Origin of the sequence: Niameybacter massiliensis (assembly GCF_001282685.1) — a bacterium.
GTDB classification, from domain to species: Bacteria; Bacillota; Clostridia; order Lachnospirales; family Cellulosilyticaceae; genus Holtiella; species Holtiella tumoricola.
The window spans coordinates 368,490-381,223 of the sequence record NZ_LN875034.1; the positions used below are offsets into that span (position 1 = coordinate 368,490).

At 35.3% G+C, this 12,734-nt stretch carries 14 protein-coding genes; 7 read left to right on the plus strand and 7 right to left on the minus strand.

What is annotated here, in order from left to right; all coding sequences use genetic code 11:
* Window positions 1-21 precede the first annotated feature (21 nt).
* Window positions 22-747, plus strand: a complete 726-nt coding sequence (locus tag BN2390_RS04120; RefSeq protein WP_053983084.1) for an MBL fold metallo-hydrolase — start codon at window positions 22-24, stop codon at window positions 745-747.
* A gap of 117 nt (window positions 748-864) precedes the next feature.
* Here the strand turns inward: BN2390_RS04120 and BN2390_RS04125 are convergent, their stop codons facing one another.
* From BN2390_RS04125 to BN2390_RS04135, 3 genes are read right to left on the minus strand one after another with little or no spacing between them, the layout of a single operon-like run.
* Entirely contained in the window at window positions 865-1,662 is a 798-nt protein-coding gene (locus BN2390_RS04125) for an ABC transporter permease (RefSeq protein ID WP_053983085.1), read from the minus strand.
* A gap of 1 nt (window position 1,663) precedes the next feature.
* Window positions 1,664-2,611, minus strand: coding sequence for an ABC transporter permease (locus BN2390_RS04130; RefSeq protein ID WP_053983086.1), 948 nt, complete (start codon window positions 2,609-2,611; stop codon window positions 1,664-1,666).
* A gap of 11 nt (window positions 2,612-2,622) precedes the next feature.
* Complete coding sequence (locus BN2390_RS04135; RefSeq protein WP_053983087.1) at window positions 2,623-4,167, minus strand: ABC transporter substrate-binding protein; 1,545 nt, start codon at window positions 4,165-4,167, stop codon at window positions 2,623-2,625.
* 177 nt (window positions 4,168-4,344) lie between these two features.
* On the opposite strand from BN2390_RS04135, the gene BN2390_RS04140 reads away from it, so the two are divergent.
* From BN2390_RS04140 to BN2390_RS04150, 3 genes are all read left to right on the plus strand, one after another.
* Entirely contained in the window at window positions 4,345-4,851 is a 507-nt protein-coding gene (locus BN2390_RS04140) for an SET domain-containing protein (RefSeq protein ID WP_053983088.1), read from the plus strand.
* A gap of 269 nt (window positions 4,852-5,120) precedes the next feature.
* Complete coding sequence (locus BN2390_RS04145) at window positions 5,121-5,753, plus strand: pentapeptide repeat-containing protein (protein WP_053983089.1); 633 nt, start codon at window positions 5,121-5,123, stop codon at window positions 5,751-5,753.
* A gap of 1 nt (window position 5,754) precedes the next feature.
* Entirely contained in the window at window positions 5,755-6,999 is a 1,245-nt protein-coding gene (locus BN2390_RS04150) for an aminopeptidase P family protein (protein WP_053983090.1), read from the plus strand.
* 67 nt (window positions 7,000-7,066) lie between these two features.
* Here BN2390_RS04150 and BN2390_RS04155 read toward each other — a convergent pair whose 3' ends face one another.
* The 3 genes from BN2390_RS04155 to BN2390_RS04165 all read right to left on the minus strand — a co-directional run bounded on the left by BN2390_RS04155 (window position 7,067) and on the right by BN2390_RS04165 (window position 9,375).
* Window positions 7,067-7,834 carry a hypothetical protein gene (locus BN2390_RS04155; protein WP_053983091.1) on the minus strand — a complete coding sequence of 256 codons (768 nt, stop codon included), beginning with the start codon at window positions 7,832-7,834 and terminating at the stop codon, window positions 7,067-7,069.
* Window positions 7,835-8,034: 200 nt separating this feature from the next.
* On the minus strand, window positions 8,035-8,571 hold the full coding sequence (locus BN2390_RS04160; RefSeq protein WP_053983092.1) for a 50S ribosomal protein L25: 537 nt from the start codon (window positions 8,569-8,571) through the stop codon (window positions 8,035-8,037).
* Between the two features lie 81 nt (window positions 8,572-8,652).
* Entirely contained in the window at window positions 8,653-9,375 is a 723-nt protein-coding gene (locus tag BN2390_RS04165) for a TraX family protein (protein ID WP_053983093.1), read from the minus strand.
* Window positions 9,376-9,608: 233 nt separating this feature from the next.
* Here BN2390_RS04165 and BN2390_RS04170 point away from each other — a divergent pair, with 233 nt between their 5' ends.
* The 3 genes from BN2390_RS04170 to BN2390_RS04180 are packed head-to-tail and all read left to right on the plus strand — an operon-like array spanning window position 9,609 to window position 11,679.
* On the plus strand, window positions 9,609-10,148 hold the full coding sequence (locus BN2390_RS04170) for a chromate transporter (protein WP_053983094.1): 540 nt from the start codon (window positions 9,609-9,611) through the stop codon (window positions 10,146-10,148).
* Between the two features lies 1 nt (window position 10,149).
* On the plus strand, window positions 10,150-10,671 hold the full coding sequence (locus BN2390_RS04175) for a chromate transporter (protein WP_053983095.1): 522 nt from the start codon (window positions 10,150-10,152) through the stop codon (window positions 10,669-10,671).
* Between the two features lie 21 nt (window positions 10,672-10,692).
* Window positions 10,693-11,679 carry an aromatic acid exporter family protein gene (locus tag BN2390_RS04180; protein ID WP_053983096.1) on the plus strand — a complete coding sequence of 329 codons (987 nt, stop codon included), beginning with the start codon at window positions 10,693-10,695 and terminating at the stop codon, window positions 11,677-11,679.
* Between the two features lie 31 nt (window positions 11,680-11,710).
* On the opposite strand, the gene BN2390_RS04185 is transcribed toward BN2390_RS04180, so the two are convergent.
* Complete coding sequence (locus tag BN2390_RS04185) at window positions 11,711-12,688, minus strand: DHH family phosphoesterase (protein WP_053983097.1); 978 nt, start codon at window positions 12,686-12,688, stop codon at window positions 11,711-11,713.
* Between the last annotated feature and the right edge of the window lie 46 nt (window positions 12,689-12,734).

The following is a 12,734-nucleotide window of genomic DNA, read 5'->3' on the forward strand; positions in this document are numbered from 1 at the left end:
GTTAACTAGAAGGAGAATAAGATGCTAAAGTTTATTGGTGTAGGAAGTGCTTTTAATACAAGATTAGGTAATAATAGTGCCTTTATTAAAGAAGGTCAAGAAATGCTTTTGATAGATTGTGGTGGCACAGTATTTCATGATGTGCAGCAATTGGATTTATTGCAGGGAATCCATAAATTAAAAATTATGATTACCCATACTCATCCAGACCATATAGGAAGCTTGGGAGAGGTTATATTTTATTGTTATTATATTTTAAAGATAAAGGTAGAGGTTTTTTATCCAAATGAAGCGCTTATAAAGTCTTACTTACGTATTATTGGAGTAACAGAGGATATGTATGTGTTGGATGGGAATTGTGAAGTAGACTTTGAATTAAATGGACTGGGATTAATCCATGCACAGTGGGTACAACAGGTTCACGTAGATACTATGCCTGCCTATGGATTTATCTTAAATACAGAAGAACAAAGGCTGTATTACAGCGGAGATTCCAGTCAAATCCCAGATAAAGTTATTGAAGAACTAGAAAATGGTGAGCTTGATGTTATCTATCAAGATAGCTGTGGATTGGATTATGAAGGTAATGTCCATCTCTATTTATATAAGTTAGCGGATAAGATTCAACCTCAATATAGAAAGCAAGTCTATTGCATGCACCTTGATCAGCATATTAAAATGGATGAGATTAGAGGGTTAGGATTCAATGTTGTAGAACGAGAGCCTGTACCTAATAGAATAGAATAAAATAACCCCTTATAGAAAGTCTTGTGAATTGACTTTCTATAAGGGGTTATTTTTATGGCGGAAGGGTTAGGACTACATGTACACTATCCCTTTTACATTTGCTCTTAAAAAGAGACTTTACAGGCGGCGTATGCCGTCGGCTAGGAGGTTGAAGCCTAGTACGACTAGGGCAATCATGATACCAGGGAAGATTGCAAGGTAAGGTGCCTGTAGCATATAGGGTTGTGCTTCGCCAAGGATCTTACCCCAACTTGCAAGTGGAGGTTGTAGGCCTAGTCCTAAGTAGCTTAGACCGGCTTCTGAGAGGATAGCTGAAGCGAAGGAGAGTGTAGCAGTTATATAGATACTAGAGGCTAAGTTGGGCAAAATGTGTACAAACATAATGCGAAATGGATTGATGCCTCCAGTTATGGCAGCTTCTACAAAGGTAGCATTCCTATATTGTAAGTAACCACTGCGTACAATCCTAGTAAAGCGTGGGATGTTCATAATGCTTAGTGCCACAATAATCATTGGCATATTAGATCCCCAAAGGGCAATAAGCATAAGTGCAAGTAGTGTGCCTGGAAATGCCATCTTTACTTCAATAAGCTTGATAATGAGCGTATCAACAAAACCTCCGAAGTACCCTGAAGCAATCCCTAGTAAGCCTCCTATTAAGAGAGAAAAGCATACTGTACTTATTCCAATGACAAAGATTAATCTAGCACCTACCATAATACGGCTTAGTACATCTCGACCAAATTGATCTGTACCCATCAAATGTATGAAAGATGGGGCTTGAAGTTTGTTTATAATATCCATAGCCTCTGGGTCATAAGGTGTATAGAAAAAGCTAGTAAGCGCTAATAAACCAATAAATCCAATTAAAAATGTTCCAATAATAAGTTCAGTATTCCATTTGAATGCCTTCATATTAGCGCCCTCCTATTACACGGATACGTGGGTCTATTATGCTGTAGAGGATATCTACTATAAAGTTGATCACAACAACAATCCCTCCTAAGTAGAGGACAAGCCCTTGGATAAGAGGAAGGTCACGACTATTAATAGCTGTAACAATAAGGTTCCCAAGGCCTGGAAGGTTAAAGACATTTTCTGTAATAATACTCCCACCTAATATATCAATAACGAGCATGCCTAAAATAGTAATAGTAGGAATAAGCGCATTTTTGAAGACGTGTTTGGTGAGGACTTTGCCTTCGGATAATCCTTTGCTTCTGGCTGTCTGGACATAGTGCTTGGGAAGTTCTTCGAGCATAGTTGTGCTCAAGTAACGGATGAGTACAGCAGCAGCTCCCAGTGATATGGAAAGACCAGGGAGAAAAAGACTTTGAAACCACTTCAAAGGATGAGTAACAAAAGGTATATAGCCACCACTTGGAAAAATGTTGAGCGTGACAGAAAAAAGTAGTACCAATACAATACCCATCCAAAAAGAAGGAATGGCGATACTCAGTTGTGAAAGGATACAGACAAACTTGCCGCTAGCATGGTCATGACGTACAATGAACAGTCCTATAGGCAGTCCAATGAGCACTGTTAAGGTAAGTGAAACAAGTGCTAGAGATGCTGTGACAGGAATACGTGCAAGAAGGAGTTCACTAACGGGTATATGGAAGCGAATAGAGTCACCTAAGTTTCCTCTAAATGCATTACCTATCCAATCTATATAACGTGTGAGAGCTGGTGCATCTAAATTCAAAGATTGTCTCATCGCCTCAAGTTGTAAGGGGTCTGCATCGGGACCCAGTATAATAGAAGCTGGATCCCCTGGCAGTATTTGAAATACCCCAAATGTCACAATAGATATCAGAAGTAAAGTGGTGATTAATGAAATGAATTTTTTAATATAGAATCCCATAAGACCACCTTTTATTCTCCTATATAGTAAAGCTTCGTTGCATCAAAATAAGGTGCAGGATAAGGGGTATAACCTTGAAGATCTGGTTTGGATGCCATAATTAAGTGTGGATCCATGATGTAGACTGCAACCGCTTCATCTGCAAGAAATTGTTGAGCTTGCTTATAAATTGCTGCACGTTTATCAGGGTCCGTTTCATGGATACCATCAGCTATAAGCTGGTCATAGGTATCACTCTTTAAGTGGTAGAAGTTTTTAGCGTATTCACTTTGATAGCGTACAAAGGTTTCGTGTGGGTCAAGCTTACCTGCTAAGCCGATAATAGTTGTTTCGTAGTTACCACCACTATAGACTGTATCTAGCCATGTACCCCATTCCATAAGTTCAATATTAAGGGTAATGCCAACTTGTTTTAACATATCAGCAAGCACTTGAGCTGTATCAATATGGGTTTGGTAGTTAGAAGGAACTTTAATGGTTGTTGTAAAACCATTAGGAAGTCCAGCTTCTTCTAAAAGGGCTTTTGCTTTTTCCGGGTTATAAGGATAAGGTTCCTTTTGGCTAAGATCATTGAACCAGAAGCCCATTACAGGGCTGGCATTGGTATAAAGTTTGCTACCATAACCACCTACAACACCATTGATAATTAAATCTTTATCTATAGCATAGTTGATTGCTTGACGGACTCTTAAGTCGTTAAAAGGCTCGATATCATGATTGAGTGCAAAGATCTGAACCATATTTTGTGGGAAAGAAGTCATAGTAAAGTCTTTTTCTAAAGCAGGCACACTCATAGAAAGCACTTGAGCTATATCTAAGTCACCTGATTTAAGCGCCATTAAAATACTACTTTCATCTGTCATAATACGGAATTCAATTTCATCTATAGATGCCATACGTGTTGTATCGTAATAGGCATCATTGCGTTTAAGAACAATACTTTTAGCTGGTGAATAGCTTACAAAACTAAAAGGACCTGTGCCTATAGGTTTGCTGGATTGCTCTGTATAATTTTTAGGAATAACGGGTTCAATCAAGGTGCTTAAGAAAGAAGCATCTTGGTTACTTAAAGTAAAGGTTAAAGTATCTTCATCTATTGCTTCAATAGAAGTTACAGATTGGAATTTTGATGAAAGAGGAGTTTCACCATTAAGACCGGATAAACGTTTATAAGAGTATAATACATCATCCATTGTCATAGGTTCTCCGTTATGGAAGGTTACATCAGTTCTGATGTCAAAAGTATACTGTAGGCCGTCGTCGCTTACGGTATAGTCTGTGGCAAGTTGAGGTAAGAATGCACCTTTTTCATCAAAACGAATAAGTCCCTCAAAGACATTGTTCATGACAGCCTTTGTGTCAGCAGCAGCGCTTAGGTGAGGATCTAGGTGATCAGGTTCTGATGGCATAGTTGTGCGTACAATTCCACCTACTTGTATTTCACTAGTTAGAGCCGTGACATTAGTAGATGCCTTAAGGTCTCCTCCAGTGTTGTTTGTACATCCTACTGCTAATAGCATAGAGCAAGAAAGTACTAAGCTTAAAAATTTTTTCATAAATTGCCTCCTTGTACAATGCACACTTATAAATGTATAAGTTGCGCTTGTTATAGTATTCAATACGCTTCTATTATAAAAAAGTCTGAACTTAGATACAAGAAAAATTAAGTGTAACCATTTTATAAAAATGGAATAATATGGTAGTAATTAGAATGTGGAAAGAGGCGATGAGGGATGAATAATCAATTAGGTTTAATTGCTATTTTAGGAATAAGCTATTTGCTTCTAAGCCAAGAACACGGATTTGACTATCGAGGAGAAAGTGGAGAAGGCTATAAACAATTCAAGAGCGAACTCTATGACATTAGTTTTAAGTATCCTGCAGACTGGACTAAAAATCCTAACTATGAAGAACGTTATGATGGCCCAGGGGGCTTCGTAGAAGTTGCAGAAATTGAAGCTTATAATAGGCCAATAAATGTGGTTGTACAGCAAGAAATTAATACACCTATTAAACCTTTTGGGATGAATCCAAAAGTTATGGATGTAGATTTAGATGGTCAACCAGCTAGAGTAATTATACCATCAGCAGATCAAAATAAAGTTTTTGATAGAGAAGTAGCAATTATTGTCAAAAATAAAAAGCCTGTTGTTGAAGGTCAAGAGAGGTATGACTACACAATTATATGGACCGATAAAGCAAATCTTGAAAATATACTTAACTCCTTTAAATTTATATAGAAATCCAAAGTTAAATAAAGTAGGTACTCTGATTATTTTTGAAAGTTTAGGGTATCTACTTTTATGATATAAGCAAAGTATGTTTTCCTAAATCAATAAGTTTTTTGTGAAGGTATATAATGAGGATAAGTATTTTTAATAATTATAGGGACAAGCATTAATAAATGCAAAGTAATTGATGATAAAAACTAAAGTTTTATGAAAAATGATGTCTTATTGATGGGAAAATGTTAAGATAGACATTAGAAATAGGACAAAGGAGTCAACAGATGAAGCCATATATTGTACCACAACTTGAATTAATAGATGAGGATTTAACCAACTTAGAAGATGAGATGGTTATAGAAGAAAAACATCTTAAAAGTATTTATATAGAAGAGCAAAACTGTAAGAATGTACTTTTTAAAGGATGTATTTTAGAAAATGTTACTTTTAGTGATAATTGCTTTAAGAAAATAGAGTTTAATAATGTTATTTTTAAGCGCTGTGACTTATCTAATATGAGCTTAGAAGATGCTATTTTTCACATATGCCAATTTGAAGATTGCAAATTAACGGGTCTTAATATTCCAGAAAGCTGTGTGCAGTATACAACTTTTAAAACATGTATTGGAGATTACTTAGGATTAGGATTTTCAACACTGAAAGAAGTAGATTTTGAAGAATGTAGCTTGAAAATGAGCTATCTTGGAGAATGCAAGTTTCAAAAAGTACAATTTAAACTATGTGATTTAACTGGAGCTGAAATGGCAGGTACAAAGCTTAAAGGATTAGATTTCACAACCTGTCAAATTGAAGGATTAAAGGTAAAGCTACAAGAATTAGTAGGCCTTAAGGTTACACCAACTCAAGCATTAAATTTTGCAAAAATGCTTGGATTAAAAATAGAGGGGATGGAGTAAGATGAGTAGACTATTTTATACAGAAACAAGAAAACGTTTAGCTGAGCAACTTGAAGAAGGGAGCTTAACATTACTATTTTCAGGAAACGCACCTAAAAAAAGTGCAGATGAATGTTATCCTTTTACAACTAATCGTCATTTTTACTACTTATGTGGTATTAAAGAAGAGGGTATTATTCTTGGACTTATGAAGGTTAAAGATGAAGTTAAATCTATTTTGTTTATCAAAAAGGCTGATCCTGTAATGGAAAAATGGGTAGGTAAGACTATTTCTAAAGAAGAGGCAGAAGCAATTTCAGGCATTAGTGAAATTCATTATTTAGATGCCTTTGAAAGTACACTCCATCATGCCATTATGTCTGGTGATGTTCATAAGATTTATTTAGACTTTGAAGTAGATGGATTTAAAAATGATTTAACTAAGGAGCAACGCTTTGCAAATGACTGTAAAGAACGTTATCCTTTTGTGCAATTTGGCAATGTACATAATCATATTTCAGCGTTACGTATGATTAAATCCGAACATGAAATAGACAAGTTGAGAGAAGCTATTCAAATAACAGATGAAGGGATTAGAGCCCTTATGCAAAATGCAAAGAGCGGCATTATGGAGTATGCACTTGAAGCCCATTTTGACTTTGTACTTAAGACACATGGAATAGAAGACTACGCGTTTAAAACAATTGCAGCATCAGGGGTAAATGCTACAGTGCTTCACTACTCAAGCAATAATAGTGTGATTCCACAAGATAGCTTAATACTCTTTGACTTAGGTGCTCAATATGAATACTATAATGCAGATATTACAAGAACATTCCCTGTAGAAGGTAAGTTTACCCAAAGACAAAAACTCTTCTATAATATTGTACTACGTGCAAACGAAGAAGTAATTAAAATGATTAAACCAGGTATACCGTTTACTGCACTTAATGAACGTGTTAAAGAGATCTATTTTGAAGAACTTGAGCCACTTGGATTAGTAGAGACAATGGAAGATGTGAGCAAATACTATTATCATGGTGTAAGCCACTTCTTAGGTCTTGATACACATGATGTAGGTAGCCGTAAAGTAGAACTTCAAGAAGGAATGGTACTCACTGTAGAACCAGGTCTTTACATTGAAGAAGAAGCCATTGGTATTCGTATTGAAGATGATATTCTTGTTACAGCAACAGGATGTGAAAATCTTTCTAAAGATATTATTAAAACAGCGGAAGATATCGAAGCGTTTATGGCAAAACGCTAAGTTAGAACTAAAAAGTTCTGCCACCCAATGCCTAATTTATAGGAATGGGTGGCAGAACTTTTTATTGTTAGTTGTAAGTAATACTTTCAGAGGCTTCAAGACCTTCAAAGTAGCTACCAATTTGGTCATCTAAATCTTCGAGGACACAAGTGTAATCTCCAATAGTTATGTAGTTCATGCTTGGAATAATATAGCTTGTAAATGTTGTATGGTCATCTAGAGAGAATTCAACGCGGTATGAGAGGCCTTCAGTCTGTGCTTTTGCAATAGCCTCATAGTCACTTGTTTCTAATGTAGCAACTTTGGCATGAGTGAGTGCATCTAAGAGTTTTACGCTATCTTCTTTTTCTAACATGTTTAAGATAGAGCCACCCATGTGGTCAAAGATATCTGTAAACATAATATGTTGTTGCAAGTTAGCAGCTTGAAGATACTCTTTTATATCAATAGGTGTATCATCTGCTTTACCTACATTTTCACAAATATAGAATTCGCCGTTAGATTCAAAAGCCATTCTAAATGCAGGAGCGTAGTTTGTAAGCTCAAAGAGTGTACCATCATTTTGCTTGCTAATTTCTTTTCCTAATTGACTTTCTTCTAACTTGAAGGCTTCTCCATTGTTGAGGAATACATAACGATTACCGTCAATTGTCATCATAGGTCTCATACCCATAGGAGAAGTTTGCTGTGGAGCAGTTATGGCTTCTGAGTTAGTTGATACTTGTGGTGGAGTTGGTACAGAAGCTTTGGTTGTTGCACATCCTGTTAATGCACCTACTGCACAGATTGAAGCGATTCCTAAAGTTGCTAAACGTTTTGTTAATTGATTTTTCATTTTTAATTCCTACCTTCCGAAGTTGTAATCTATTTTAAATTTTTTATTCCCATTTAAGTGGTTTCACTAGTAATACAACTGAAGATAGGATTTTGTTGAGTTGTTTTGAAAAAATTTTAGATTTTATAAGAAGTATAAATAAAAGAGGCACTTCCCTAGGAATTTAAGGGAGTGCCTCTTCGTGGTTTATTGATTTAAAGCTACTGAACTGTAGCAATAATTGTCTCTGGATTCGTTAAGAGCTCAACACCTTTAGGTAATTCAATGTCGCGTACAAAAATTTTAGCACCACGATCTAAGCTACCTACATTAAGCATAAAGGATTCAGGAAGTACATCTACAGATCCTTTAACTAGAATACGTGATAAAGCTTTTTCTAATATGTATTTTTTGCTACTTAAGAGTTCTACACCTTCATAATTCATAGGGACATTCATTTTAATGTATTCACCAGGTTTGACAAACTGAAAATCTACATGAAGAATTTGAGAGTGTAGATGGTCTGGTTGAAATTCTCTTAAGACACAGTTATAAACTTGTCCTTCAAGTTCTAATGGAAACATCATATTTGTAGAGTCGTTGATAATAGCTTGAAGAGAGGTAAGAGGTATTTGAATGGCAATAGATTCTTTTAAGGATTGTCCATACATAATACCAGGAATAAACCCTTTTCCTCTTAAACTAACTAAACTGTGTTTTGAATCACGTGGCATAATTTTAAAAACTTTTTGTGACATGACAAATTTTCCCCCTTTGTAAAAATACCTATATCTTATATGTACGAGCTATAGGAGGAAAATATGCTAAAAAGATTTTGTTTATATAAAGTAGGCAACAAGAGCAATAATGAGCATATGTAAAGGATAGAAGATGTAAAAGAAAGATTTATGTAAGGGAATAGATTTATCAGGTACGAAATAGATTACAGGTAATGCCAAAATAGCAGGTAATTGCATACTAATCATAAAGAGTGCCACATCAGTAAAGAAGGTTAAATAATAAAATATAGTAAGGAGTGTAAAGATTAATGTATATTTCATTAAGCCTCTCGTTTTATAACGTTTAGTAGAGTGAAGAAAGTAGTACATAAGTAATACTGTTAAGACGCCGTATATACCATAGTCTGCAACGGTACTTAGTATTAAGATAACTATTGAAGGTAGGATGCGTAATATTAAAGGTAGATGATGGGTTGAGTTGATAAAATATAAAAGAGCAAGTGCACATAAAAAGGTAAAGCCAATATTCCAGTGAGAGAGTAGAATGAGGCCAGAGGTACTATATAGGACGTCTTTAAAAGCACTACCATAGCTAAGAAACATAAATGGAATCTGAGCAGCTAATGTCATAAGTGCAATATTTTTTGTATACTGTTTGAGGTTGCTAGTATAAGAAAAGCCACAAGCAATCTTATAAGCAAAAATAGGCATAGAAAGTCTACCGAGTAACCTGCAGATTAGATAGGGTGTAGAGTATGAAGGTAAAAATGCAAGTGCTACGTGGTCTATAAGCATCAAAATCATGGCAATTATTTTTAACATAGATGAGAACTCCTTAATTAAATATTGGCTTATATTATAGCATATTTAGTAGAGGGACAAAGTAGAAGAAATTAATTAACTTTAAATTTTATAGCACTTATTAAGCTTCTTCGTCATGCTTGATTTATGGGTGGCGTTTTTTGAAGGATTTGGTGTAAAATATGATTTGTGAAAGATACTAAAGATAAATAAGATAGATTTAAACAGACTAAAGAGAATGTGAGGCATATAATATGAAGGAATTATGGGAGCTGTTTGTTGTGTTTATGAGAATGGGCGCCTTTACTTTTGGAGGAGGGTATGCCATGCTTCCGATTATTCAAAAGGAGATTGTGGAAAAGAGGAACTGGGCTACCAATGAAGAGATCATGGATTATTATGCTATTGGACAAATGACACCAGGGATTATTGCGGTGAATACAGCAACTTTCATTGGATATAAGTTAAAAGGAATTATAGGAGGGATTGTGGCAACACTGGGTATGGTTACACCTTCACTTGTAATCATTACAATTATTGCAGCATTTTTTAAGAACTTTGCTCATTATCCTGTTATACAGCATGCCTTTGGAGGTATTCGTTTAGTGGTTATAGCACTCATTATACAAACGGTTTATACAATGGCAAAAAAGACCATTCATGATAAGCTTACAATTGCCCTTTTTGTAGTAGGATTTATATTGCTTATTGTGATACCTATTTCACCTGTATGGATTATTGTTTGCTCAGCTTTAATTGGATTAGTAGCAAGTCGCAAAAAGGGGGTAGAATAAAATGCTTATTTATATTCAACTTTTTTGTGAGTTCTTTAGAATAGGATTGTTTGCACTAGGTGGTGGGTTGGCGACAGTACCTTTTTTAGAGCAATTGATTGATAAGTATGGGTGGATTACATCAGCGGATTTATTAGATTTAATTGCCATTGCTGAATCTACACCAGGACCAATAGGGGTGAATGCAGCAACTTATGTAGGATTTAATGTAGCAGGAATCCCTGGAAGTATTACAACGGTACTAGGACTTGTCACACCTTCTATTATTATCATTATTATTGTGGCTCATTTCTTTGAAAAATTTAAAAAGCAAAAAATGGTACAAGATTGTTTTTACGGTATTCGTCCCGTTGTAGCAGGACTTATAGGTGCGGCGGGATTTAATGTAGCGAAGATGGCGATTGTGGATTTAAAAACAATTTTAGTCTGTGGTGCTTTCTTAGTTATTATGAGTAAATGGAAGAAACATCCCATTCTTTATATTGCACTAGGTGCAGGAGTGGGCATTATTTTAGGCTTGTAAGGAGGAACGAATATAAAAAGGATGATAGGAATACGTACTTTGAAAACAGGAATAGGAGCAACCATTACACTCCTTATTGCCACTGCGCTTGGACTTAAGTATGCAACGGCAGCTTCTGTTATTACCATATTAAGTATTCAAAGTACAAAGAAACAATCAGTAGAAATGGCAATTAAAAGGTTAGTTGCAACGGTGATTGCTCTTTTACTTGCAACACTTGTTTTTAATGGATTAGGATTTTATGCTTTAAGTTTTGGGGTTTTCCTAATTATTTTTATCCCTATAGCTTCAAAAGGTAATATGGTTGAAGGGATTGTACCAGCATCTGTATTAGTAACTCATTTTTTAGGAGAAGGCAGTATTACGCTCAACTTATTTTTGAATGAGCTGGCACTGGTTGTAGTTGGAGTTATTGTTGCGCTGATTATCAACTTATATATGCCAAGTGTAGAAAATGAGATTATGAAATGTAGACACGAGTTAGAGAAAACGATGTATAGTATTTTTGAAAATATGGCCTGTGCATTAAAGTCAGAATGTGCACAGGTAGATGATCGGTTCTATGCGCTACTAGGACAACAAATAGAGGAAGGCAAATCAAATGCTTATCGTTATACAAATAATTATTTATTTAGTAAGCATCCGCCTTTTATCCAGTACTTTGATATGCGTAAGCAACAGTTTCAAGTGATGGCTTATATGAAAGAACATTTTACTAAGTTCTTTATGACAACAGCTCAAGCTGATGTTGTTGCACGTTTTACAGCGGAAGTTGCAGAAAGTGTTCATGGCGAAAAGTCAGCGAAAGACCTTTTAGTACAACTAGAAAAATTAAGAGAAGACTTTAGAAAATCTGATTTACCAAAGACCCGTGAGGAATTTGAGAACCGAGCAATGCTTTATCAGTTTCTAAATGATATTGAACATTTCTTAGAGATTAAACAGAGCTTTAGAGAAAGTTTAACACAAGAGGAATTTGAGGAATATAAAAAGGGGTATGCCATTTAAAGGCATACCTTTTTTTAGTTTGAATTATGTGTTATCCAGTATGAATAATATCAAAACTATGGAAGTAAGTTTTGATGACATTATGAAAATAAGCATTAGGAGATAGTGTACTATAAATTTTTACAAAAGCCTCTTGGTCAATGAAGCCACCAGCTTTATCTAGGTGGCCACCACCAGAACCTACATGACTAGTAATGTAATTGGCGAATTCATTAGCTTTGACTTCTTTAGTACAACTACGCAAAGAGAATTTAATGCCTTCTTCATTTTGAAAATAGACAATGCATAGGGAGATATTTTCTACTTGAATGGCTAAGTCACTAATAAATCCTAAGATATTTGGATCACAAGGTCTTGATTCAAATATAGCAACTTTCCCTATAGTATCTAATGAACAATTGATTAGAGCGTTACCAGCAGTTTCAAGGTCATTAAAGGATAGATTAGAGTGTTTAAGGTTGTGAATAAGCGCTGAGTCATATGAAATAGAATCTGCCATATCTCTGTCAAGGGGATGACGAGTTTCAGATAAATAATTTGTATCAGTTAGAAGCCCGTAGTATAGAGCAGTTGCAACATTTGGGTGAGAATTGAAATCAAAATTAGCTTGAGTAAGTAAATCCCAAAGTAAAGTTGCACAGCTACCAAGGTAAGGCCTAATATCTTGAAGCTCAAATTCAGTGCCTTGAATAATGTGATGATCAATAATGCATACAGCATGGGCGCTGAAACGTGTAAGGTTATTATTATTGTAATGACAATCTACGGTCACTAATAAGTCGGGGGGCTCTAGCTTAGCAACAAATTCTAGTGGAATAGCAAGTTGCTTAATCATGATTTTGAGGTTAGGCTTTTGTATCTGGGTTCCACTATAGATGAGACGAGCAGTTTTGCCAATACTTCTTAGATAAGAATAAAGTGCAAAACCTGAAGCAATGGTATCAGCATCTGGGTTGTTATGGCATTGAATAACAATGTTTTTATATTGAATAATAGTATCTAAGATCATGGCTCAATCTCCCCTGTATTTATAGTATAATTATATCAATTTTTTT